This is a genomic window from Phenylobacterium conjunctum (assembly GCF_042679085.1).
GTDB classification, from domain to species: Bacteria; Pseudomonadota; Alphaproteobacteria; order Caulobacterales; family Caulobacteraceae; genus Phenylobacterium; species Phenylobacterium conjunctum.
In genome coordinates, this window is the sequence record NZ_JBHTLQ010000027.1 from 22,584 (window position 1) to 45,732 (window position 23,149).

A 23,149-nucleotide genomic window follows, 5' to 3' on the forward strand; every position below is an offset into this window, starting at 1 on the left:
TGCTCCCTCAGCCCTTCAGGCCCAGCACATCCTGCATATCGTAGGCGCCCGCGGGCTTGCCTGCCAGCCAGATGGCGGCCTCCACCGCGCCGCGCGCGAACAGGCCCCGGTCGCGGGCCGAATGGCTGAAGGTCAGGATCTCGTCCTCGGCGATGAAGCTGACCGAGTGTTCGCCGACGATGCCGCCGCCGCGCATGACCGAGAAGCCGATCTCGCCCTCCGGCCTTGCCCCGGTGATCCCGTCGCGGGCGTGGCGCGCGACAGCCGACAGGGCGACGCCCCGACCTTGGGCCGCGGCCTCGCCCAGCATCAGGGCGGTGCCGGAGGGGGCGTCGACCTTGCGCTTGTGGTGGGCCTCGAAGACCTCAACGTCATAGGCCTGCGGCCCCAACGCCCGGGCCGCCTGGGCCACCAGGCCCATCAGCATGTTCACGCCGAGCGAGAAGTTGCCGGTCTGGACCATGGGCAGGACCTCGGCGGCCTTGTGGATCTGGGCCAGCTTGTCGGCGGGAATGCCGGTGGCGCCGATCACCAGGGCGGGGCCGCCGCGGGCCATGCAGGCCTGCGCCAGGGCCAGGGACGCATCCGGGGTGGTGAAGTCGATGACCACGTCGCAGAGATCGAGGGCCTCGTCGCGGCTGACCAGGCCCTCGGCCTCCAGTCCCGGCCGGTCGAAGCGGGCGGCCAGCACGGCGCCCTCGCGGGCCTCGACGGCCTGGATCAGGGCCATGCCCATGCGGCCCAGGGCGCCGGCGATGGCGATACGGACGGGAGCGGACATCGGCGGCCTCCAGGTGAAGCCCGCTTCTCCCGCGCCCGCGGCCCGCCGGTCAAGCCGCGCTAGCGGCAGAGCTTCCCCCAAGTGAGCGAGATCAAGGCGTAAAAGCCCCACGAATCTAGGGATTCCGACGGTTGTTCCGCCCGGCCGCGCTCTATAGGTTGGCCCCCCTCTATCCAGACGACCCCTCGAGGAGCCGCCGCCCCTATGAGCGACGCCGAAAAGCGCACCTTCACCGACGAGGAAGCCCTGAGCTTCCACCGGCACCCGACGCCCGGGAAGATCGCCATCATGGCCACGAAGCCGATGGTGACCCAGCGGGACCTGTCGCTCGCCTATTCGCCGGGGGTGGCCGTACCGGTGCTGAAGATCGCCGAGGACCCGGATCTCGCCTACGACTACACCTCCAAGGGCAACCTGGTGGCGGTGATCTCCAACGGCACCGCGATCCTGGGTCTGGGCAATCTGGGCGCCCTGGCGTCAAAGCCGGTGATGGAGGGCAAGAGCGTCCTCTTCAAGCGGTTCGCCGACGTGGACTCCATCGACATCGAGGTCTCGGCCACCGATCCGGACGAGATCATCACGGTGGTCAAGAACATCGGCGTGACCTTCGGCGGCATCAACCTGGAGGACATCAAGTCTCCGGAATGCTTCCGCATCGAGACCGAGCTGCAGGAGCTGCTCGACATCCCGGTGTTCCATGACGACCAGCACGGCACGGCGATCATCTCCGCCGCCGGCCTGATCAACGCCTGCCACATCACCGGCCGCAAGCTGGACGAGGTGAAGGTGGTGCTGTGCGGCGCCGGCGCGGCCGGCATCGCCACCCTGGACCTGATCAAGTCCATGGGCGTGCGTCACGAGAACTGCATCGCCGTCGACAACACCGGCGTCATCTATCGCGGCCGCACCGCCGGCATGAACCAGTGGAAGTCGGCCCACGCCGTCGACACCGACGCCCGGGTGCTGGCCGAGGCCCTGGTGGGTGCAGACGTCTTCCTGGGCCTGTCGGCCAAGGGCGTCCTGACCCAGGACATGATCCTGAAGATGGCGCCCAATCCGCTGATCTTCGCCATGGCCAACCCGGATCCGGAAATCCTGCCGGAAGAGGTCCACGCCGTGCGCCCCGACGCCATCGTCGGCACCGGCCGCAGCGACTATCCGAACCAGGTCAACAACGTCCTGGGCTTCCCCTACATCTTCCGCGGCGCCCTCGATGTCCGGGCCCGGCGCGTGAACATGGAGATGAAGATCGCCTGCGCCAACGCGCTGGCCCAGCTGGCCCGCGAGGACGTGCCGGACGAGGTGGCGGCGGCCTATGCCGGGCGCAAGCTGAAGTTCGGGCCGGAATACATCATTCCCTCGCCCTTCGACCCGCGCCTGATCTCCTACATTCCGCCCTTCGTCGCCCAGGCGGCCATGGACACGGGCGTCGCGCGCCGTCCGATCGAGGACATGGACGCCTATCGCGCCAGCCTCGCCCAGCGCCTCGACCCCTCCGCCGCCTTCCTGCAGAAGGTGCAGGGCACGGTGCTGAAGAGCCCGAAGAAGCGCATCGTCTTCGCCGAGGGCGAGGAGCCCAGCGTCATCCGCGCCGCCTACGCCTTCCAGCAGGCCGGCCTGGGCGAAGCGGTCCTGGTGGGCCGCGACGAGCTGGTGCTGCAGAACATGAAGACCGCCGGCCTCGACCCCGAAGAGGTCAAGCTGGAGGTCGTCAACGCCCGCACCTTCGAGCACAACCCGGCCTTCGTGGAGTTCCTGTACGCGCGCCTGGCCCGCCAGGGTTACCTGAAGCGCGACGTCCAGCGGCTGATCAATCAGGACCGCAACTCCTTCGCCGCCTCCATGGTGGCCCTGGGCTATGCGGACGGCATGGTCACCGGCGTGACCCGCTCCTACGACCAGGCGCTGGAAGACGTTCTGCGGGTGATCGATCCCGATCCCAACGGCCGGATCATGGGCATGAGCGTGGTGCTGGCCAAGGGCCACACCCTGTTCGTCGCCGACACCAGCGTCACCGAGATGCCGGACGCCGAGGACCTGGTGGAGATCGCCTGCGGCGCAGCCGAGGCGGTGAAGGCCCTGGGCTACACCCCCCGCGTCGCCTTCCTGTCCTATTCCACCTTCGGCAACCCCATGGGTCAGCGCTCGGAGAAGGTCATCGAGGCCGTCTCCATGCTGGACGAGATGGGGGTCGACTTCGAGTACGAGGGCGAGATGTCGCCGGAGCTGGCGCTCGAGCCGGAGCGGCGGGTCAACTATCCCTTCATGCGCCTGACCGGCCCGGCCAATGTGCTGATCATGCCGGCCATCCACTCGGCCTCGATCTCGACCCAGCTGGTCCAGTCGCTGGGCGGGGCGACGGTGATCGGGCCGATCCTGCTGGGCCTGGAGCACGCGGTGCAGATCGCCCCGCTGTCGGCCTCGGTGTCCAAGATCCTGCACATGGCGACGCTCGCCGCCTACGAGCAGGACCTGATGGAGGCCCAGGCCTGATGCGGGCTCGCCGCCTCAACCCCTGACGGACCGCGCCCAGGTGAAGGGGCGGCGGCCCGCCGTCCCTTTCCCCTTTGGAGCGCGCCATGACGGGCCTCAGCCTCGGCATCGATTTCGGCACCACCAACACCGTCGTGGCCCTGGCCGGCCCGGAGGGGCCTGCGCGCCTGGCCATGTTCCCGGCCCCGGAGCGCGAGGTGTTCGCCTTCCGCTCGGCCCTGTCCTTCCACGCCCCGCCGGAGCGGCCCAGCGAGCGCACGGTCGAGGCCGGACCCTGGGCCATCGAGGCCTATGTGGAAGACCCGCTGGAAACGCGGTTCATCCAGTCCTTCAAGAGCTTCGCGGCCCAGGCCAGCTTCACCGAGACCCAGATCCTGGGCCGCCGCTATGTGTTCGAAGACCTGCTCTCGGCCTTCCTTTTGAAGATGCGCGAGCATGTGGCCGGCGGGACAGGCGACTGGCCCACCCGGGTGATCGTCGGTCGGCCGGTGACCTTCGCGGGCGGCTCGCCGGACGAGACCCTGGCCCTCACCCGCTACGAGGCGGCGTTCCGGCGCTTGGGGTTCACCGAGATCCTCTACGCCTACGAGCCGGTCGGGGCGGCCTTCTTCTTCGCCCGCGAGCTTACCCAAGACGCCACCGTGCTGGTGGGCGACTTCGGCGGGGGCACCTCGGACTTCTCGATCATCCGCTTCACCCGCGAAGGCGGCGAGATCCGCTCCACGCCCCTGGCGCGGTCGGGCGTGGGCGTCGCCGGTGACGCCTTCGACTACCGGATCATCGACCAGCTGGTGTCGCCGTCGCTTGGCAAGGGCTCGACCTATTCCAGCTTCGGCAAGACCCTGCCGATCCCCAACCGCTACTATTCGGCCTTCGCCCGCTGGGACCAGCTGGCCCTGATGCGGGCCAGCCGCGACATGCGCGAGATCAGGAAGCTGGTCCGGGAGGCCGATGAGCCGGAGAAGATCGAGCGCCTGGTCGAGACCCTGGATGAGAACTACGGCTACCTGCTCTACCGCTCGATCAGCCGGCTGAAGGAGAGCCTGTCGTCGCAGACCTCCGCCGAGTTCCGGTTCGAGGCCGGCTCGATCAGCCTGGCCCGCCAGGTGGAGCGGACCGAGTTCGAGGGCTGGATCGCCCCGGAACTAGCCCTGATCGAGACCGCGGTGGACCAGGCCCTGGATCAGGCCGGCCTGCCGCCGGATGGGATCGACCGGGTGTTCCTGACCGGCGGCTCGTCCCTGGTGCCAGCGGTGCGCGACATCTTCCGCCGCCGCTTCCCGGTGGAGCGGATCGAAAGCGGCAGCGAGCTGGAGTCCATCGCCTCGGGCCTGGCGCTCATGGGCCGGGAGCGGGACCTCGGGCGATGGACGATGCGCTCTAAACCTTGAGCAGCTTCTTCAGCTGGGCCAGGCCCCGCTCCGGCGGGAAGTTGTAGCCGATCGGCTCCACGAACCGGCCCTTGGCGTCGAACAGATAGATCGGCGTCGAGTGGTCCATGGTGTAGCCGCCGCCTTCCAGCGGGACCTTCCGGTAGTAAGCACGATAGGCCTTCGCCGCCTTGGCGACGGCGTCCGGTGAGCCGGTCAGGCCGCGGATGCGGGGATCGAAGCTGGACAGGAACAGCTTCAGCTGCTCCGGCGTGTCCCGCTCCGGATCGACGGTGACGAACACCACATTCAGCCTGTCGGCGGCAGGGCCGAGCGCCTGCATCCACTGAGTCATGTGGGCCATCGTGGTCGGGCAGATCTCCGGGCAATAGGTGAAGCCGAAGAACACCGCTGTCGGCTTGCCCCGTAGGTCCCGGTCAGTGACCGTGGCGCCGTTCTGGTCGACCAAGCTGAAGGGCCCGCCCAGCTTGACGGTCCCCTGAGGCGCCCCACGGTCGGTCATGAGCCAGGTCGCCCCGGCGCCCGCGGCCAGGGCTGCGGGCGCCGCCAGCAGCAGCCAGCGCCGGTTCATTGGCCGCCCGCGCCGTGGTTCATGTGATCCATGCCGGGCATGGGCGCAGCCGGCGGGGTCTGGACGTTGCAGGCCACCTTGATCGTGCCGGCCTTGGCGAACTTCAGGCTGTATTCCGGCTTGGCGCCCAGGGTCAGGGGCTGTTTCAGGCCGATGAACATGATGTGGAAGCCGCCGGGCTTCAGGGTGAGCGTGGCGCCGGGCGCGATCTCGGCGCCGTCGCCCAGCTTGCGCATGCGCATGACCTGGCCGTCCATGCTCATCTCGTGCACCTCGACCCGGTCGGCGAAGCTGGCGGTCCCGCCCAGCAGGCGGTCGGCCGTCTTGCCGGTGTTGGTGACGGTCAGGTAGCCGGCGCCGGTCGGCGCGCCGGGAGGCGAGGGCCGGCACCAGGGATGGCCGATCTGCAGGCTTCCCAGCTTGTACTCGTGGGCGGCGGCGGGGCCGGAAAGGGCGACGGCGGCGAGGGCCGCCAGGGCGAAGGTGTGACGCATGATCTGGTCTCCTGTGTCAGGGCGGGCTCAGCCTCGGACTGAGCCGCAATTAAGGTCAGGGCAGGGCGAAGGGATCGAGATTGGGGTCCTCGCTCCACTGGTATTCAAGGCTGCGCGCCAGGCGTCGGGCGCCGTCGAGGCCATAGAGCCGGGCCACCACGCCCAGCGCCATGTCCGTACCGGCTGAGACGCCGGAGGAGGTGATGTACTTGCCGTCTTCCACCCACCGCGCCTTTCGGACCCAGGTCACGCCATCATCCTGCGCTTCGGCCAGCTTGAAATAGGCCTTGTTGGAGGTGGCGCGATGGCCGTGCAGCAGGCCGGCCTTGGCCAGGATGGCGGAGCCCGTGCAGACCGAGGTCATGAGCTCGACCTGTTGGTCCTGGGCGCGCAGGAAGTCCAGCAGCGGCTTGTCCTTCAGCGCCTTGAAGGTGCCGACGCCGCCGGGAACCATCAGCACGTCAATGTCGCCGACCGTGGCGAAGTCGTGGGTGGCGATGACCTCCACCCCCTGGGCGGACCGCACGGGACCAGCATGCTCGGCGAGCATGACCACCTTCATGCCGGGAACATTGGCCCACATCTCCACCGGCCCGAAGACGTCCAGCACCTCAAAGCCCGGATAGAGCACCACGCCCACCACCCGGTGAGCCTTGCGCGCCGGGGCTTCGATCATCGCAGACGGCGTCGCCGCCGCCTGCGATGACCCCGCGATGGCCATGACCGCCAGAAAGACGGCGCTGCCGACGGCGCGGGGGGAAAGGCGTTGAACCCCGAGCCTGTTTCCGAAGATCTGACGCATCGCGGATCTCCTTAGAAGCTGAGGGTCACGCCGCCGAAGACGGAGCGTCCGTCGCCGGGGAAGAAGACCAGGGTCGAGGCGGTGGCGGCGTTGGTCACGGCGGTGACGTTGGATACGTAGCGCTTGTCCGCCAGGTTGCGGACATCGACGTAGACCTTCACGCCCTTGGTCAAGGTCCAGCCGGCCGAGAGATTTCCCACCGCGTAGGACGGCGCCTTCAGGGTGTTCATGTAGTCGACCATGACGTCGGACATGACCCATTCCACCGAAGGGGCCACGAACCAGCCGGCAGGGTGCTCATAGCGCAGCTCGGCGCGGTAGACGTGCTCAGGGACCACCGGCAGGCGCCGCCCCCCATACTGGACGTCGCCGTCGAACTTGAAGTCCGACCAGGCGTAGGTCTGGCGCAGGCGCAGGGCCGGATTCATCTGCCAGTCCAGGCCGGCCTCGATCCCCTGGTGGACGGTCTTGTCGGCGTTGAAGGTGGAGGCCGGAATGCCCAGGGCCGCGTTGACCGTGTAGTTGAGCAGCTCGTGCTTCAGGTTGGCGCGGTAGATGGCGACGTCCCAAAGAATCGGACCGCGGCGGCCGCGGGTCCCTACCTCGGCGGTCCAGGCCTCCTGCGGCTGCAGGGGCGTGAAGCCGGTGGCCGTGGGCGAAAGGGCGCCGAAGTTCGGCGGCTCGACCGAGCGGGTCAGGTTGGCGAACACCTGGGCGCCGGTCTCGTCCTGCCACAGAAGGCCCAGGCGCGGGGCGAACCAGTCATAGGTCTTGGAGCGTGACAGGTCGAAGCTGGAGGCGACGCCGGCCAGCTTGAAGCCCTGATATTCCCGCTCGGCCCGGCCATAGGAGCCGCCGGCCACCACGGCCAGCTGGTCGGTGACGAACAGGCGGCCCTCGGCGAAGACGTCCAGGGCCTTGGCGTTCTGACGGCTCTTGGCGGTCTGGCTCCCACGCGAGCCGGCCAGGTTGACCCACTGGTTGGCGTCCATGTCGCCGCTGCGGAACGAGACGCCGTAGAAGACGTCGGCCCGCTTGCCGGCCAGTTCGGTCTCGGTGTCGAAGCGGCCAAAGACGCCCCAGTTACGGCTCTCCTGGTCGATCACCTGGAAGATCGGATGGTCCAGGTCCTTCCAGGTGGCGTAGACGCCGCCCTCGAACACGGTGGCGTCCGACAGGCGCCAGCGGGTCTGGACCGCGCCGCGCACCGAGCCCATGTCGCGCTGATAGTTGAGCGCCAGGTTGCCGGCGTTGGCCGCCTGCGGCTTGGACAGGGCCTGGGCGAGGCTGAGGGAGCCGGGGATCTCCTGGTGCACAAAGCCGCCGGAGAGGATGAAGCGCACCTCGCGGTCCTCGCCGAACTGGCGGCCGATGTTCAGGCTGGCGTGCTGTTCCTGGCCCTTGGACTGGGCGCGCCAGCCCTCGACCGTCTGGGCGGTGACGGCGGCGAAACCGTCCCAGTCGCCGACGACCCGAGCCAGCTCGCCATGCACCCGCAGGGTCCCGTAGGAGCCGCCGTCCAGGCGCAGCAGGTTGTCGGCGCCGGCGTTGCGCCCGGTGGGAGTGACCAGGTTGATCGCCCCGCCCAGCAGGGCGCCGCCGAAGCGCAGGGCGTTGCCGCCCTTATAGACCTCGGTGTAGCGGGCGATCATCGGGTCGATCAGCTGGAAGTCGCCAAACCCGTCGGCCTCGTTGAACGGCACGCCGTCCTGGGCCAGCAGGGTCCCGCGATTGTGGCAGCAGTTGCCGATGCCCGAGCCGCGGATGGAGAGGCGGGTGTCGCCGCCCCACTTCTTCTGGGCGAAGACGCCGGGCGCGTCGCGCAGCAGGTCGGCGGTCGTCGCGGTGAAGCGCGACGCATAGGACTCGGCCGAAATCACCGAGACGGCGCCAGGGGTCTCCGACAGGCGGGCCCGGGCGGTGGCGACCACCGGCGGATCCTCCGGATTGCGGGCGCCGGTGACGATGACGGAGTCGACGGTGGTGGGGCCGTCAGCCTCGGCGGCGACGGCGGGAAGGGCGGCCAGGGCGAACAGGGCCGTGGTGGCGAACAGACGGAACTTCATGCGGATATCCCCCAGACCCCAGCGGCCGCCTCGGCGGATCGCGCGCAGGATCGATGTTTTTCTGAAGCGCAGGTGCGCGCGGTCGATGTCCCGCGTCAGGCGCGGGCCTTGAGCCGCCGCGGGGCGGAGCTCAGATCGACAGGGTCGGGGGACCGGTGGCTGGAGGCGGCGGGGCGGCGAGGCCCTGGCCGGGGCGCAAGGTCGCCGGCAGGGACGCCGTCTCGATCGCCTGGGCGAAGATGACGGGGGTGGGAACCGCCAGGGGCTGCGGCGGCGCGGTGGCCACGCCGACGCCGGCGAAGGCGCAGGGGGCGTGACTCTGGGGGGCGTCGTGGTCCGGGTGCGCCGGATCGGCGGCCAGGTCCAGGGCGCCTTCGCCGGTACAGATCACCAGGGCGAAGGGCTGATCCGGCGTCGTCATGTAGCCGGACGGCGCCAGGATGCGCAGGCAGACGGCCAGCATGGCCAGGATGAGCCAAAGCCCCCCCGCCCGCTCGGTCCTGTCGCGTCCGCTCAGCATGGGCGAGGCCGATATACCCAGCCGGAGGGTTTGTCGCGGGGAAAACGCGTGCGGGGTGTCGGTGAGGGATCGGCGCGGAAGATCCCCTGTCGTCATGGCCGGGCATGTCCCGGCCACCCATGATCTCCGCGTTGGAGGGGTGGGCGCGGGCAGGATCGTCGCGAGTCTTGCTTGAACATCAGGCGCGTATGGGTGGCCGGGACGAGCCCGGCCATGACGTTCATTTCTTGTCTTTGGGCGCCTCGACCGCCAGTTCGCGCAAGGCGGCGTTGGCGATGGTCAGCTTGGCGAAGGTCCAGCCGCCGCCCGCCGCCTCGATCTCCTCCACGGCCCGCTTGGCGGCTTCGACCGTCTCGCGGCGCAGGGCGGCCCAGGAGGTCACGGCCTTGGCGGCGGTCTCGGCGGACGCGCCGGCCTGGGCCGCGCCGGCGAAGGCCATGATGCCCCGGGTGACGGCGGCCTGTTCGGCGAGCAGGTCCTCCAGCAGGCGACGCACCGCCAGGCGTTCGAAGGGATCGCCCGCGGTGAAGCCGCCGGCGGCGGCGCGCAGGCGGTCAAAGGCGAAGCGCGCGCCGGTCTCGTAATAGAGCCGGGCGACCTGGGGCAGACCCAAGCTGGAGGCCTCGGCCAGGTCCACCAGGTCGGCGGCGATGGTCAAGGGCTGCAGGGCGGCGACCTGACGGGCCAAGGCTTGCGGCGCGCCGGCGGCGACCAGGCGCTCGACCTGGGCTTCCAGCTGGTCGTTCTCCACCGGGGACAGGATCTCGGCGCCCAGCTTCTTCAGGGCGGCGGCGCCGGGCCCATAGCGGGCGATCAGGGCCTCGACCTTCAGGCCTTCGCGGAAGGCGCGCCTCGCCAACCAGAAGGTCTGGCCGCGCAGGGTGTAGGCCAGGCGTCGGAACAGGGCCATCTGGCCCGCCGCCGGGATCTGGTTGTCCAGGGCCGCGACCTGGTCCCATAGGCGGGGCAGGTCCAGAACCACCTTGGCCGCCTCATAGCCGGCCACGAAGGCGCGCACGTCGCACGAGGCCGCCGCCATCAGTCGGGTGGGGAAGGACGGGCCGCAGCGGTTGATCACGTCATTGGCCACCACGGTGGCGACGATCTCCCGGCGCAGGCGGTGGCGGCCCAGGGTGTCGGCGTACTTGCGCAGGCCCTTGGGGAAATAGCCCTCCAGGGTCTGTTCGAACCAGGGATCGTCCGGCGCCGTGGAGGCCACCATGTCGTGGCTGAGCTCCAGCTTGCCATAGGCCAGCAGGACCGCTTCCTCGGGCCGGGTCAGGCCCTTGCCCGCGGCGGCCCGCTCGGCGATCACGGCGGCGTCTGGCAGGCCTTCGACCGCCCGGTCCAGCCGACCCTCGGCTTCCAGCTTGGCCATGAACTGGGCGTGGGGCTCCAGCTCGCCGGCCGCGTCCAGGTCCATGAGCGACAGGGCCAGGGTCTGGTCATAGTTGTGCGCCAGGACGTGGGCCGCGACGTCGTCGGTCATCGACTTCAAGAGCTTGTCGCGCTTGGGCCGCGTCAGCACTCCGGTGCGCTCGAGCATGCCGGTGGCGATCTTGATGTTCACCTCGTGGTCGGAGGAATCGACCCCGGCCGAGTTGTCGATGGCGTCGGTGTTGATCCGCCCGCCGCGCCCCCCTGCGCCAAGGGTGGCGAACTCGATGCGGCCGGCCTGGGTGAGACCGAGATTGGCCCCTTCGCCGACCACCTGGACCTTCAGATCGCCGCCATTGACCCGGATGGCGTCATTGGCCTTGTCGCCGACCTCGGCGTTCCCCTCGCCGCGCGCCTTCACATAGGTGCCGATGCCGCCGAGATAGAGCAGTTCCGCCGGCGCCTTCAGGATGGCGGTCATCAGCTCGGCCGGGGTGGCCGTGTCGGCGGCCAGGCCCAGGAGGCCGCGGACTTCTGGGCTGAGCGGAATGGCCTTCTGGCTGCGGGGGAAGACGCCGCCCCCCTTGGAGATCTTCTTGCGGTCGTAGTCATCCCAGGACGAACGCGGCAGGGCGAACATGCGCTCGCGCTCGGCGTAGGAGACGGCTGCGTCCGGATCGGGATCCAGGAAGATGTGCCGGTGGTCGAAGGCGGCCAGCAGGCGGGTGTGACGCGACAGGAGCATGCCGTTGCCGAACACGTCGCCGCTCATGTCGCCGACGCCGACCACGGTGAAGGGCTCGTTCTGGATGTCCTTGCCCAGCTCGCGGAAGTGCCGCTTCACGGCCTCCCAGGCGCCGCGGGCGGTGATGCCCATGACCTTGTGGTCATAGCCTGCCGAGCCGCCGGAGGCGAAGGCGTCGCCCAGCCAGAAGCCGTAGGACTCGGCGATGCCGTTGGCGATGTCGGAGAATGTGGCTGTGCCCTTGTCGGCGGCGACCACCAGATAGGGGTCGTCCCCGTCATGGACCACGACGCCCTCGGGATGCACCACCTTGCCCTCGGGCGTGAGGTTGTCGGTGATGTCCAGGAGGCCCTGCAGGAAGGTCGTGTAGGCGCGGATCCCCTCGGCCCGAATCGCCTCCGGCGAGCCGCCCTTGGGCAGGGCCTTGGGATAGAAGCCGCCCTTGGAGCCCACAGGCACGATGACGGCGTTCTTGACCTGTTGGGCCTTTACCAGGCCCAGCACCTCGGTGCGGAAATCGTCGCGACGGTCGCTCCAGCGCAGGCCGCCCCGGGCGACGGGGCCGAAGCGCAGGTGGATGCCCTCCACATGGGTCGCCAGGACGAAGATTTCGCGGAACGGCTTGGGCGCGGGCAGGTCGGCCAGCTGGCCCGAGGCCACCTTGAAGCTGATATAGGGCTTGGGCCTGCCGTCGGCGCCGGGCTGGTAGTAGTTGGTCCGCAGGAGCGCGCCGACCAGCAGGGCGATGCGACGTAGGACCCGGTCCTCGTCCAGGCTCTCAACCAGCTGCAGGGCTTCGATGATCTCGGCCATCACCGCATCGGCCTGGCGCCCGCGGGTCTCCAGGTCGGCGCGGACCGCCGGATGGAACTTGGTGCGGAAGAGGTCGAGGATCAGGCGCACCACGCCCGGATTGTTGGCGAGCGCCGCCTCCTGCACCCTCTGGGTGGGGTCGAGGCCCGACTGGGCGCGGTAGCGGGCCAGGGCCCGGATCAGCGCCACCTCGCGCCAGGAGATCGACAGCTCCAGCACCAGCCGGTTGAAGCCGTCGTTCTCGGTGCGGCCGGTCCAGACGGCGATGAAGGCCTCCTCGAAGGCCTGCTTCACATCGTCGAACACTAGGTGGCCGCCGTTCTCGTCCAGCAGGTCGAAGTCGTGGACCCAGACCGGCGGCCCGCCCTGTGGCGTGACCGGGAAGCCGGTCTCGACCATGGCTTTCAGGCCCATGTTCTCCAGGATCGGCAGGACGTCGGCCAGCGGCGCAGGCCCGCCCGGCCGGTAGAGCTTGAAGCGGAACTGGGTCTTGTCGTCCTCAGGCCCGCGATAGGCGCGCACCTGGACCGCGTCGCCGTCGCCGGCCTCGATCACCGCCAGGTCGGCCAGGGCCTCCGCAGCGTCATAGGTCTCGCGATAGCCGGCGGAAAAGGCCTGGCCATAGCGGGCCAGGACCGCGGCGACCTCATCCGGCGTGCGGCCCGAGGCGCGCACCGTGTCGCTGAACCGGTCCTCCCAGGTCCGCGCCGCCTGAGCGATCTCGGCTTCAAGCGTCCGGAAGTTGGGCGCGTGGTGCTCGCCCGGCGTGAAGGCGATGATGAAATAGACCCGCGCCAGGGGCGTGTCGGAGAAATAGGGATAGTAGGCCGCGACCCGGCCGCCATAGGCCTGCGCCAGCATCTCACCGGCCCGGGCGCGCAGACGGGAATCGTAGCGTTCCCGCGGCACGTACATCAGCACCGCGGCGAAGCGGTCATAGGCGTCCCGGCGCTCGAACAGCCGCACGCGGGGCCGGTCGTAGAGATGCAGCACGCCGAGCGCGAGGTCCTTGAGCTCGTCTTCGGTGGTCTGGAACAGCTCGTCCCGGGGGTGGTTCTCCAGGATGTTCTTGAGCCGCTTTTCGTTGTGGCTTTGAGGCAGGGCGTCGATGCGGGCCATCACCCGGGCGACCTTGGCCCGGATCAGGGGCACATCACCCACCGGCTGGTCATAGGCCTCGGAGGTGAACAGGCCCACGAAGCGGACCTCGCCGCAGGGCTGGCCGTCGGCGCCGTACCGCTTGACCGCCACATAGTCCATGAAGCCCCGGCGGTGGACGCGGGAGCGGACATCGGACTTGGCCACCATGACCATGGGATCGGCCAACCGGCGGGTCAGCCGGGCCGACAGGACGGCGGGCTCGGAGCTGCGGCGCAGAACGGTGCGCTCGGGGTCGCGCAGCACGCCCAGGCCGTCCTCGGGCCGATAGCTCGGCTCCTCGGGCGCGTAGGACCCGTCCTTCAGGCGCGGATATTCGTAGGTGCGCGCGCCCAGATAGACGAAGTGCTCGTTCTTCAGCCAGGCCAGGAAGTCGACGTCCTCGTCCCGCTGGTCGGCGGCCTTGCCGGAGAGCGGCAGGGCTTCAAGCTCGGCGATGGTCGCGCCCATCAGCGTCAACATGGACGAGAAGTCGTCGACGGCGGCGCGAACGTCCGCGAGCACGGCCCGCACGCCCTCGATCAGGGCCGCCTCGCGGTCGGCGCCCACCCGGTCCAGCACCACCTGGATCATGGATTCCCGGCGGCTCGCGCCCTGCGCCAGCCGGGCGCCGGCCTTGTCGCGGGCCACCTCGACCACCGGGTGGAACATGGCGCGCACCGACAGGCCCTGCTCGGCGATCTCGCCCATGACGCTGTCGACCAGGAAGGGTGCGTCGTCCTGAAGAATCTCAAGCCGGTCAAGGCCTTGGGCCAGGCTGACCAGGCGGATGGCCGGGCGGCCGGGCTTGCGCTTGGCGGCGAAGGCCCAGAAGTCGGCGAAGCCGGCGGCGAGGTCCTCCGGCGACAGTTCGGGCAGGTCATCGGGGACCAGGTCGCGGACCAGCTGGGCGGCGAAGTCGGCGCCGGCCTCGCCGGTCTCGGCCAGGGCGGCCTTCACGGCCTTGCGGGCGGCTTGCAGGCTGGCGCTCATCGGGCCGCTCCCTCACGCACCGGAGCGGACATGAGAACGCCGCCGGAGGAGAGTGTCCGGCGGCGCATGGCTCCGCCCTTGGGGCGAGGCGAAGCCCATCTCAGGAGCAACGCCCGGGGGCTGAGGCGGGCGCTGCGCGCTCGGGGGGCGCCCGAGTAAGCTTGAGATAGGAAGTGAGCGGCCAAGTTGAAGTCCCCTCGCGGTTCTAGTCTTCACGCTTGCGTGACGCCGAACCTCCGGCGTCGTCGGAAACGCTCCTGCGCTCCCGCAATTTGTCCGGTGCGCCGTCCGCCGACAGCAGCACCGCCACCCAGCGCGAGCCCTCGAACTGGGCGCAGACCACCATGGCGATGACCGTAAGCGGCGTGGACAGGAACATGCCCGGCACCCCCCAGATCGCCCCCCAGAAGGCCAGGGCCAGGAGGACGGCGACCGGGTCGATGTTCAGGCTGTCGCCCTGCATGCGCGGCAGGATCACATTGCCAACCACGAACTGGATGGACTGCAACACCCCCAGCAGGACGGCGGCCTGCCAGAGGGTCTCGAACTGGACCAGGGCGAACAGGGGCGGCGCCAGGATGCCGATCGCCCCGCCGATGATCGGGATGTAGGAGGCGATGAAGATCAGGAAGGCCCAGAAGACGGCGTTGTCCAGGCTGACCACCACCATCACCGCCCAGGAGGCGACAGCGATCATCAGGCCGGTGACGGTCTGGACCCAGAGGTACTGCTCCACCCCGTCGCGGATGCGCAGGAAGGCCTCCATGGCCTCGTGCCGGCGGGCGCGGCCGCCGAACAGGCTGACCAGCTTGCGCTCGAAGCTCCGGCGCGAGGCCAGGATGAAGCCCAGATAGATCAGGATGAAGACGGCGTTGGAGGCGAAGTTCTGGAAGCCCTTGGCAACGTCGCCCAGGTACTTCGACGGGTTCAGCCGGTTGATCAGCTCGTCCAGGGTCGGCGCCACGTCCAGGTGGGCCAGGACCGAGACCTTGGCGATCAGGGCGTTCAGCTTCGGCAGGTAGGTGATCAGCTGGGTGGCGAAGGTGGTGGCGTTGTCAGCCACCACGAAGACCGCCGCGCCGAACAGCAGGATCGACAGGACGATGGCGATGGGCAGGGCCGTGCGCTTGGAGATCCAGGTCACCCGGCGCTCCAGCACGCGGGCGAAGCCGTCAATGACGATGGCCAGGAACAGGGCCATGGCCGGCGGGGTGACGATGTCGGCCAGGGCGTAGAGCGCCGCGCCGCAGGCGATGACGGCCAGGAGCAGCAGGGCGGGCGAAGTGTCGTTCCGGGCGGGCATGGCGTCTGGCGCGCTCTCCGAAGCAGGCGGATGAGCGACGGTAACGCGAGTCCGAGGGCAAAGTGACGGCGTTCTTGTCGCGCCCAAACCCCATTCTTGGAAAACTTGGCCCCATTCTTGGGAAACGGGGCCGCCAGATCCGGTGTTTTCCGAAAAATCAGGGTCTCACCCCGGCCTGGGCGGGGCGCCGGTGGCGAAGCGGGGCGGGCGCGGTTAGCCTGCGCGCCGCGACAGTTCACGAGGCTTCCATGGCAGACGATGGCGTCCTGATCGGCTATTCCGACCATCCCCAGATGCTGCGGCTCGACCGCGCCAATCGCCACGGCCTGGTGGCCGGCGCTACGGGCACGGGCAAGACCGTCACCCTGCAGGCCCTGGCCCAGGGGCTGTCCGACGCCGGGGTCCCGGTGTTCGCCGCCGACGTGAAGGGCGACCTGTGCGGGATCGCCGCGCCCGGAACGCCCAACGAGAAGATGCTGGCGCGAGCCAAGGCCATGAACCTGGAGCTGCGCCCGGACGGCGCGCCGGTGGTGTTCTGGGACCTGTTCGGCCAGGCCGGCCATCCGATCCGCGCCACGATCTCGGAAATGGGTCCGCTGCTGATCTCGCGGATGCTGGAGCTGAATGACGTTCAGGAGGGCGTGCTGACCGTGGTGTTCCGCGCCGCCGACGACGAGGGCCTGCTGCTGCTGGACCTGAAGGACCTGCAGGCGGCCCTGAGCTTCGCCGCCGAGCACGCTTCGGAGCTGGGCGCCAAGTACGGCAATGTCTCGCCGGCCACGGTCGCCACCATCCAGCGCAAGCTGCTGGTGCTCGAGGACCAGGGCGGCGCCCAGCTGTTCGGCGAGCCGGCGCTCGAGCTGTCGGACCTGATGCGCAAGGACGGCGCGGGCCGCGGCTTCGTCAACGTCCTGGCCGCCGACAAGCTGATCGCCAGCCCCAGGCTCTATGCGACCTTCCTGTTGTGGCTCTTGTCAGAGCTGTTCGAGGAGCTGCCGGAGGTGGGCGATCCCGACAAGCCCAAGCTCGCCTTCTTCTTCGACGAGGCCCACCTCCTGTTCCGCGACGCCCCCAAGGCTCTGCTGGAAAAGGTCGAGCAGGTGGTGCGCCTGATCCGCTCCAAGGGGGTAGGCGTCTATTTCGTCACCCAGAACCCGGCGGATATCCCCGAGACGGTGCTGGGCCAGCTGGGCAACCGCATCCAGCATGCGCTGCGCGCCTATACGCCCGTGGAGCAGCGGGGCCTGAAGGCCGCCGCCGACAGTTTCCGGCCCAACCCGGCCTTCGACACCGCGCAGACCATCCAGGCCCTGGGCGTGGGCGAGGCCCTGGTCTCGGTGCTGGACGAGAAGGGCGCCCCCACCATGGTGGAGAAGACCCTGATCCGGCCGCCGGCCTCCCGCCTTGGGCCGCTGACTCCGCTGGAGCGGGCCGAGGTCATGTCGCGCTCGCCGGTGCGGGGGCTCTATGACCAGGCCGAGGATCGCGAGTCGGCCTTCGAGACCTTGCAGGCCCGCGCGGCCCAGGCCGCCGCCGAGCCTGCCGAACCCGCGCCGCGCAAGGGCGGGGCGGTTCCTCGCACCGCGCCCGAGCGTGAGGCCCAGGACCGCGACACGCCCCGGCCCCGCGCCTCCAACCGCCAGACGGCCATGGAAGCTTTCGCCATCTCGATGGTTCGCACCATCGGAACCCAGGTCGGGCGCGAGCTGATCCGCGGCGTGCTGGGGGGCTTAAGCGGCGGCAGCCGTCCGACCCGGCGCCGGCGCTACTGATCGGCCATCGCCAGGGTGTCGCGCAGCAGGGCGGACAGCTCCTCGCTGCGGAACGGCTTGCGCAGGACGGGCCAGGTCACTGGGCCGCGGCCGTCGTCGAAGCGCTCGCCCGCATAGCCGGTGGTGAGCAGGATCGGCAGGTCGGGCCGGCGGACCTGGACGGCGCGGGCCAGCTCGACCCCGTTCATGCCGCCCGGCATGACAATGTCCGACAGCATCAGGTCAAAGGTCTCGCCCGCGTCCAGCCGGGTGAGGGCGGCGGCGGCGTCCGAGGCCGTGGTCACCTGGCATCCCAGGTCCGCCAGCAGGGTCTCGGTGACCGCCCGAACTTCGGGATCGTCCTCGACCAGCAGCACATGGGCGGCCAGCCCGGCCTCATCGAACGGGTCCTCCTCGGGGTCCGCCGACCCGACGGCCTCGCCTGAGGCGGCGGGCAGGAACAGGGTGACGGCGCAGCCCTGGCCTGGGGCGCTGTCAATGACCACCGCGCCGCCGCATTGGCGCACGAAGCCATAGACCTGGGCGAGGCCGAGGCCCGTGCCCTTGCCCACCTCCTTGGTGGTGAAGAAGGGTTCGAAGGCGCGGGACGCCACCTCGGCGTCCATGCCTGGCCCGTCGTCCGCCACGCAGATCGCCAGATAGGTCCCCGCCGAGGCGCCCTGGACCTCACCGGCCCCCAAGTCCCGCCGTCGGGCCTCAACGGTGATGCGCCCAGCCTGGCCCACCGCGTCCGAGGCGTTGACCACCAGGTTCAGCAGGGCGGCCTCAAACTGCGCCGAGTCCAGCCGCGCCACGCCCAGGTCCGGGTCGGCGTCGACGCTCAAGGTCACGCCGGCGCCCACCGCCCGACGCACCAGGGGCTCGACCTGCGAGATCAGGGCGGCGAGGTCCAGCACCTCGGGTTTCAGTTCCTGGCGCCGGGCGAAGGCCAGCAGCTGGCGGGTCAGGCGCTCGCCCCGCCGGCCCGCCGCCAAGGCCGCCTCGGCGAGGCGGGTCACCCTTTCGATGTCGTCGGGACGGCGCTGGATCATGTCCAGCCCGCCGATGATCACGGTCAGCAGGTTGTTGAAGTCGTGGGCCACGCCGCCGGTCAGGCGTCCGATGGTCTCCAGGCGCTGGGCCTGGGCCAGGGCGGCCTCGGCCCTGGCGCGCTCCTCAAGACTCGCTTCGAGCTCACGCGTGCGGGCGGCGACGGCGGCCTCCAGGTGGCTGCGGGCCTCGACGATCTCGGTGATGTCCGAGGACGACCCGAACCAGCGGCGGATGGAGCCATCGTCCTCCAGGACGGCCGCCGCCCGGCCGTGGAACCAGCGCCAGACGCCGTCATGGCGGCGGATCCGGTACTCCACCAGGAAGGGTTCGCCCGAGGCGACGGCGGCGTTCCAGGCGCTGATCACACGCGCCCGGTCGTCAGGGTGGATCGCCTCCAGCCAGCCCTCGCCGCGATGTTGCTCTGCGGGCACGCCGGTATAGGCCACCCACTGCGGGCTCAGATAATCGCAAAAGCCGTCGATGCGGTTGGACCACAACAGCTGCGGCAGGGAATCGACCAGGGCCCTGACACGGGACTCCCCGGCCCGCAGCGCCGTCTCGGCCTGGCGTCGGTCGGTGATGTCGACGCAGGCGCCGATATAGCCGCGGAAGGTCCCGTCGGCGTCGATGCTGGGGGTCGCGACCTCGTCGATCCAGCGGTGCTGGCCGCCGGCGTTGCGCAGGCGATACTCGATGCGCAGGGGCTCGCGGCGTCCGAAGTGGGTTTCATAGGCCCCCAGCAGGCGCTCGAGATCATCGGGGTGCACGCCCTCGGTCCAGCCCCGGCCCAGCTCCGCTTCCAGGCTGCGGCCGCGGAAGTCCAGCCAGGAGGTGTTGAACCAGGTGGCGCCCATCTTGTGGCCGCTCATCCAGATCATCACCGGGGCGGTGTTGGCGATGTGCTCGAACTCGTCGCGGCTGCGCCGGGCCGCGGCCTCAGCGGCGCGCTGGGCGGTGATGTCGCGATAGGTGGCGGCGATCTCGCCATCCAGCCGCATGGCCGACGAGCGCATCCAGCGCTCTTCACCGTCGATCAGCCGGCGCACCTCGATGTCGTCCGGGCCGCCGGCCTCATAGGCCTCCACCAGGCGTTGGACCATTTCTGCGCCGGTCGTATCCGGAAACACCTCGCGCACCCGGCGCCCCAGCAGGCCCTGACCTTCCGGCGCGGTGCGCTCGGCGGCGGCGTTGGCGTAGGTCCAGGTGAAGTCGACGATCTGGCCGGCCTCGCGCACCGGCGCCAGGATGACGAAGGCGTCCAGGGACTGCTGGTGCATCACCGTGAGCCGCCGCGCCAGCACGTCGCCCCGACGCAGGGCGCGGCGCAGGACGGTGGCGATCCAGACGGTCACGGCCGCGGTCAGGGTGAACAGCAGCAGCTGCAGGTGCTGGGCGCGGAACACCTCCGGCGCGGCGTCGTGTGGAATGAACAGGACCCAGATAGCGGCGACGCTGGCCGCCGTGGCGATCAATCCCCCGCGGACGCCGCGCACCAGGGCGCCGACCAGGACGGTGGGGAAGAAGGCCATGAAATTCGGGGAGGCGGGCACGAACAGCCCGACCAGGGCGCGGGCCGCGATGGCCACGGCCAGGGCGCCAAAGATGGCGGCATAGGCGACGGCGGGACGCTCAAGGTCGGAAATCGAACGGCCGGCCCACCGCGCGTCCATGATGTCGTCGTCCCCCAAAAGGCCCGACAACAGTCAGCCCTGAACCGCCCAGAACGCGCAAGCGGATCAAGGGTTCCCGCGGCGACCGAAGCCGCCGCGGGTAGAAGTCTCTTAGCGCGGGGCCATCCGGATGGCGCCGTCCAGACGGACGTCTTCACCGTTGAAGTAGCTGTTGGTGATCATGGTCAGGGCCAGGTGAGCGTACTCATCCGGGTTGCCGAGGCGCTTCGGGTGCGGGACCTGGGCGCCCAGGGCGGCCTTCACGGCTTCCGGCGCGGCGGCCAGCAGCGGGGTGTTGAAGATGCCCGGCAGGATGGTGTTGACGCGGATGCCGTCGTTGGACAGGTCGCGGGCGATCGGCAGGGTCATGCCGATGACGCCGGCCTTCGAGGCCGAATAGGCCGCCTGGCCGATCTGGCCGTCTTCACCGGCCACGGAGGCGGTGTTGACGATGGCGCCGCGGTCGCCGCAGGGCAGCGGGTCCAGGCTCATCATGCCGGCCGCCGACTTGGCGATGCAGCGGAAGGTGCCGACCAGGTTGATCTGGATGATGAAGTTGAAGGAATCCAGCGGGAAGTGCTTGATCTCGCCGGTGGCCTTGTCGCGGCTGGCGGTCTTGATCGCGTTGCCGGTGCCGGCGCAGTTCACCAGGATGCGCTCCTGGCCGATGGCGGCGCGGGCCTTGGCGAAGCCGGCGTCGACGTCTTCTTCCGAGGTCACATTGACCTTGCAGAACACGCCGCCCAGTTCCTTGGCGAGGGCCTCGCCCTTGGCTTCGTTCAGGTCGAAGATGGCGATCTTGACGCCCTGCGCGGCCAGGGCGCGAGCGGTGGCCTCACCGAGGCCGGAGGCGCCGCCGGTGATGACGGCGGAAATGGAGGAATCGAGTTTCATGGACGCTACGCTCCCGTTCTCGGTTAGGTTGGAGAAACCGTTGGAAGCCGAGCCTTTAGCCCGATGAGCGCCGCGCACAAAGATTCACGCCACGTCAACGGCGCCGGATTCGATCCCAAGGCGCCGCTGGACCCGTCGAAAGCCCTGGCTCCGGCGGTGGTTCAAGTGAACGAACGGCGGGTCGCCAAGGGCTTCTGGCCCAAGATCCGCAAGGTGGCGACACAGGTTCCCTTCGCCGCCGACGCGCTCTCGGTCTGGTTCTGCGCCCGCGACCCGGCCACGCCCACGGCGGCCAAGGGGCTGATGATGGCGGCCCTGGCCTATTTCGTCCTGCCCACCGACGCGATCCCTGATTTTCTGGGGGTGCTGGGCTTTACGGACGACGCCGCGGTGTTCGCGGCCCTGATCGCGGTGATCGGCAAGAACCTGAAGGCCGAGCACAAGGACGCCGCCCGGGCGGTCCTGGAGAAGGTTGCGGCTGAGGACTAGTCGGCGGCCAGCGCCGCCGCCTTGGCCTGCTGCTGCTCGCGCCAGGTGATGAACAGGGTTGAGGCGACCACGATGCCAGCCCCGATCAGGGTCGCCGGGCCGGGCAGCTCATGGAACAGCAGGAAGCCGGCCAGGGTGGTGAAGACCAGCCGCACATAGTCGATGGGGGCCATTGCGCCGGCGTCGCCGATGGCCATGCCCTGGATGTAGCAGGCCTGGGTGATGGTCCCCATGACCCCCATCAGGCACAGAAGGACCAGGTCCATGGGCGCGGGCCAGCGCCAGGCGAGAAACGCGCCGGGCAGGGCCAGGACCAGGCCCAGGGTCGCCGACCAGACCAAAAGCACCATGGGCGAGTGGTCGCGGGTCATCACCTTCATGCCGGTGATAGTCAGGGCGAACAGGAAGGATGAGCCCAGCATGGCGAGCGCCGGCACGCCGACCTCGAAATGCCCGCCGGCGCCCGGCCGGATCATGATCAGCACGCCTGCGAAGCCGACCAGGGCCGCGCCGATCCGCAATGGCCCCACATGCTCGCGCACCACGAAGGCGGCCAGCGGCACGAGCCAGAGGGTGCGGGTGAAGGAGAGCGCATTGGCGTCGGCCAGCGGCATCTTCTGGAAGGCGTAGAAGGACAGGATCATGCCCACCGTCCCCGCCGCCGACCGGAACAGGAGGATGCCCGGGCGGGTGGTGGCGAAGGCGGCGCCTCGGTGGCGCAGGATCACCGGCGCCAGGACCGCAAAGCCCGCCAGCTGCCGATAGAAGGTCTGCAGGGACGGCGGATAGTCGTTCCCTAAGAACTTCACCAGGGTGGTCATGGCGGTGAAGGCGAGGGCCGAGGCCAGCATCCACAAGGCCCCGCGCACATTGGGCGCGAGGCTCGCGGTGCGGGCGGCGAGGGTGGAAGTCACCCTGCGTCCTGGCCCGCCATCTGGGTCATGAAGGTCTCGCCAAAGATCTGGGCGAAGGGCGAGCCGGCGTTGGGATCCCAGCTATGGCGCCCGCCGACGGTGATGCCGCCGTCCACCACCAGGTGGATGCCGGAGACGAAGGCCGAGGCGTCGGACGCCAGGTAGAGCGCGGCCTGGGCGATGTCGTCCGGCAGGCCGGCCTTGGGCACCGGCTGGGCGCTGGCGGCGTTCTGGGCGACCATGGCGGCCAGCTGGTCGGCGCCCTCGCGGGGCATGCCCAGGGTGGCGCCGAAGATCGAGGTGGCGATCAGGCCCGGGCAGATGGCGTTGACCCGGATCTTCTGCGGCGACAGCTGGGCGGCGGCGCAGCGGCTCATATGGATGACGCCGGCCTTGGCCGTGGAATAGGCGATGGGGCCAAAGCCCGCCTGCAGGCCGGCGATGGAGGCGGTGTTGATGATCGAACCGCCGCCGCGTTCCAGCATCAGCGGAACGGCGTGCTTCATGCCCAGCGCCGGGCCGCGGACCAGGATGTCGAAGATCCAGTTCCAGCCGTCGGCGGTCACCTCGGTGATGGCGCCCATGCGGTCGGAGATGCCGGCGTTGTTGAACAGGATGTCCAGGCCGCCGAAGGCGCTTTTGGCCAGGTCGAGGGCGGCCTTAATCTCGTCCTCGGAGGTGACGTCACAGTGGGCGTAGCGGACGCGGCCTTCGAACCGCTTCTCCAGCATGGCGCCCTTTTCGTCCTGGATGTCGGCGGCGACGACCTGGGCGCCCTCCGCGACGAACAGCTCCACCGTGCCGAGGCCGATGCCTGAGCATCCGCCGGTGATGACCGCGACCTTGCCGTCCAGACGACCCGCCATGTTCCGTTCCCTCCGCCCTGATTGTT

16 protein-coding genes are annotated in these 23,149 nt (G+C 69.7%); 4 read left to right on the plus strand and 12 right to left on the minus strand.

The genetic code is table 11. The features are described from left to right. Positions 1 to 7 precede the first annotated feature (7 nt). Positions 8 to 781, minus strand: a complete 774-nt coding sequence (gene dapB, locus ACFQ27_RS12645) for a 4-hydroxy-tetrahydrodipicolinate reductase (RefSeq protein WP_377353843.1) — start codon at positions 779 to 781, stop codon at positions 8 to 10. Positions 782 to 985: 204 nt separating this feature from the next. Here dapB and ACFQ27_RS12650 point away from each other — a divergent pair, with 204 nt between their 5' ends. Both ACFQ27_RS12650 and ACFQ27_RS12655 read left to right on the plus strand, forming a co-directional pair. Continuing rightward, positions 986 to 3,274: an NADP-dependent malic enzyme gene (locus tag ACFQ27_RS12650; protein WP_374343815.1), complete on the plus strand. Its 2,289-nt coding sequence runs from the start codon at positions 986 to 988 to the stop codon at positions 3,272 to 3,274. Positions 3,275 to 3,360: 86 nt separating this feature from the next. After that, complete coding sequence (locus tag ACFQ27_RS12655; RefSeq protein ID WP_377353844.1) at positions 3,361 to 4,665, plus strand: Hsp70 family protein; 1,305 nt, start codon at positions 3,361 to 3,363, stop codon at positions 4,663 to 4,665. Here the strand turns inward: ACFQ27_RS12655 and ACFQ27_RS12660 are convergent. From ACFQ27_RS12660 to ACFQ27_RS12690, 7 genes are all read right to left on the minus strand, one after another. Further along, positions 4,655 to 5,236 carry an SCO family protein gene (locus ACFQ27_RS12660; protein WP_377353845.1) on the minus strand — a complete coding sequence of 194 codons (582 nt, stop codon included), beginning with the start codon at positions 5,234 to 5,236 and terminating at the stop codon, positions 4,655 to 4,657. The two genes, ACFQ27_RS12655 and ACFQ27_RS12660, sit on opposite strands and share 11 nt — an antisense overlap. Further along, entirely contained in the window at positions 5,233 to 5,730 is a 498-nt protein-coding gene (locus tag ACFQ27_RS12665; RefSeq protein WP_374343808.1) for a copper chaperone PCu(A)C, read from the minus strand. Before ACFQ27_RS12665 ends, ACFQ27_RS12660 begins: the two co-directional genes overlap by 4 nt. Before the next feature lie 55 nt (positions 5,731 to 5,785). Then, on the minus strand, positions 5,786 to 6,532 hold the full coding sequence (locus tag ACFQ27_RS12670) for a DJ-1/PfpI family protein (protein WP_377353846.1): 747 nt from the start codon (positions 6,530 to 6,532) through the stop codon (positions 5,786 to 5,788). A gap of 11 nt (positions 6,533 to 6,543) precedes the next feature. After that, the gene (locus ACFQ27_RS12675) at positions 6,544 to 8,598 is read right to left on the minus strand and encodes a TonB-dependent receptor family protein (RefSeq protein ID WP_377353847.1); all 2,055 of its coding nucleotides are present in this window, start codon (positions 8,596 to 8,598) and stop codon (positions 6,544 to 6,546) included. A 130-nt stretch (positions 8,599 to 8,728) separates the two neighbouring features. Next, positions 8,729 to 9,118, minus strand: coding sequence for a hypothetical protein (locus ACFQ27_RS12680; RefSeq protein WP_374343802.1), 390 nt, complete (start codon positions 9,116 to 9,118; stop codon positions 8,729 to 8,731). A gap of 220 nt (positions 9,119 to 9,338) precedes the next feature. Then, complete coding sequence (locus ACFQ27_RS12685) at positions 9,339 to 14,183, minus strand: NAD-glutamate dehydrogenase (RefSeq protein ID WP_377353848.1); 4,845 nt, start codon at positions 14,181 to 14,183, stop codon at positions 9,339 to 9,341. A 205-nt stretch (positions 14,184 to 14,388) separates the two neighbouring features. After that, complete coding sequence (locus ACFQ27_RS12690; protein WP_377353849.1) at positions 14,389 to 15,486, minus strand: AI-2E family transporter; 1,098 nt, start codon at positions 15,484 to 15,486, stop codon at positions 14,389 to 14,391. Between the two features lie 248 nt (positions 15,487 to 15,734). Between ACFQ27_RS12690 and ACFQ27_RS12695 the strand changes: the two genes are divergently transcribed. After that, positions 15,735 to 17,258 carry a helicase HerA-like domain-containing protein gene (locus ACFQ27_RS12695; RefSeq protein WP_377353850.1) on the plus strand — a complete coding sequence of 508 codons (1,524 nt, stop codon included), beginning with the start codon at positions 15,735 to 15,737 and terminating at the stop codon, positions 17,256 to 17,258. On the opposite strand, the gene ACFQ27_RS12700 is transcribed toward ACFQ27_RS12695, so the two are convergent. Together ACFQ27_RS12700 and ACFQ27_RS12705 are read right to left on the minus strand one after the other, a co-directional pair. Continuing rightward, a complete protein-coding gene (locus ACFQ27_RS12700; protein ID WP_377353851.1) occupies positions 17,252 to 19,960 on the minus strand; it encodes a PAS domain-containing protein in 2,709 nt (902 codons plus the stop codon). The genes ACFQ27_RS12695 and ACFQ27_RS12700 overlap by 7 nt on opposite strands. A 111-nt stretch (positions 19,961 to 20,071) precedes the next feature. After that, entirely contained in the window at positions 20,072 to 20,854 is a 783-nt protein-coding gene (locus tag ACFQ27_RS12705) for an SDR family NAD(P)-dependent oxidoreductase (protein ID WP_374343792.1), read from the minus strand. A 63-nt stretch (positions 20,855 to 20,917) separates the two neighbouring features. Between ACFQ27_RS12705 and ACFQ27_RS12710 the strand changes: the two genes are divergently transcribed. After that, on the plus strand, positions 20,918 to 21,343 hold the full coding sequence (locus tag ACFQ27_RS12710) for a YkvA family protein (RefSeq protein WP_374343790.1): 426 nt from the start codon (positions 20,918 to 20,920) through the stop codon (positions 21,341 to 21,343). On the opposite strand, the gene ACFQ27_RS12715 is transcribed toward ACFQ27_RS12710, so the two are convergent. Both ACFQ27_RS12715 and ACFQ27_RS12720 read right to left on the minus strand, forming a co-directional pair. Further along, positions 21,340 to 22,257, minus strand: coding sequence for a DMT family transporter (locus ACFQ27_RS12715; RefSeq protein WP_374343788.1), 918 nt, complete (start codon positions 22,255 to 22,257; stop codon positions 21,340 to 21,342). The two genes, ACFQ27_RS12710 and ACFQ27_RS12715, sit on opposite strands and share 4 nt — an antisense overlap. Then, positions 22,254 to 23,123 carry an SDR family NAD(P)-dependent oxidoreductase gene (locus ACFQ27_RS12720; protein WP_374343786.1) on the minus strand — a complete coding sequence of 290 codons (870 nt, stop codon included), beginning with the start codon at positions 23,121 to 23,123 and terminating at the stop codon, positions 22,254 to 22,256. The genes ACFQ27_RS12715 and ACFQ27_RS12720 overlap by 4 nt, the downstream gene beginning before the upstream one ends. Between the last annotated feature and the right edge of the window lie 26 nt (positions 23,124 to 23,149).

Coding starts and splice junctions, on each gene's coding strand:
- dapB (WP_377353843.1), bottom strand. CDS start 781: ATGTCCGCTCCCGTCCGTATCGCCATCGCCGGCGCCCTGGGCCGCATG.
- ACFQ27_RS12650 (WP_374343815.1), top strand. CDS start 986: ATGAGCGACGCCGAAAAGCGCACCTTCACCGACGAGGAAGCCCTGAGC.
- ACFQ27_RS12655 (WP_377353844.1), top strand. CDS start 3,361: ATGACGGGCCTCAGCCTCGGCATCGATTTCGGCACCACCAACACCGTC.
- ACFQ27_RS12660 (WP_377353845.1), bottom strand. CDS start 5,236: ATGAACCGGCGCTGGCTGCTGCTGGCGGCGCCCGCAGCCCTGGCCGCG.
- ACFQ27_RS12665 (WP_374343808.1), bottom strand. CDS start 5,730: ATGCGTCACACCTTCGCCCTGGCGGCCCTCGCCGCCGTCGCCCTTTCC.
- ACFQ27_RS12670 (WP_377353846.1), bottom strand. CDS start 6,532: ATGCGTCAGATCTTCGGAAACAGGCTCGGGGTTCAACGCCTTTCCCCC.
- ACFQ27_RS12675 (WP_377353847.1), bottom strand. CDS start 8,598: ATGAAGTTCCGTCTGTTCGCCACCACGGCCCTGTTCGCCCTGGCCGCC.
- ACFQ27_RS12680 (WP_374343802.1), bottom strand. CDS start 9,118: ATGCTGAGCGGACGCGACAGGACCGAGCGGGCGGGGGGGCTTTGGCTC.
- ACFQ27_RS12685 (WP_377353848.1), bottom strand. CDS start 14,183: ATGAGCGCCAGCCTGCAAGCCGCCCGCAAGGCCGTGAAGGCCGCCCTG.
- ACFQ27_RS12690 (WP_377353849.1), bottom strand. CDS start 15,486: ATGCCCGCCCGGAACGACACTTCGCCCGCCCTGCTGCTCCTGGCCGTC.
- ACFQ27_RS12695 (WP_377353850.1), top strand. CDS start 15,735: ATGGCAGACGATGGCGTCCTGATCGGCTATTCCGACCATCCCCAGATG.
- ACFQ27_RS12700 (WP_377353851.1), bottom strand. CDS start 19,960: ATGGACGCGCGGTGGGCCGGCCGTTCGATTTCCGACCTTGAGCGTCCC.
- ACFQ27_RS12705 (WP_374343792.1), bottom strand. CDS start 20,854: ATGAAACTCGATTCCTCCATTTCCGCCGTCATCACCGGCGGCGCCTCC.
- ACFQ27_RS12710 (WP_374343790.1), top strand. CDS start 20,918: ATGAGCGCCGCGCACAAAGATTCACGCCACGTCAACGGCGCCGGATTC.
- ACFQ27_RS12720 (WP_374343786.1), bottom strand. CDS start 23,123: ATGGCGGGTCGTCTGGACGGCAAGGTCGCGGTCATCACCGGCGGATGC.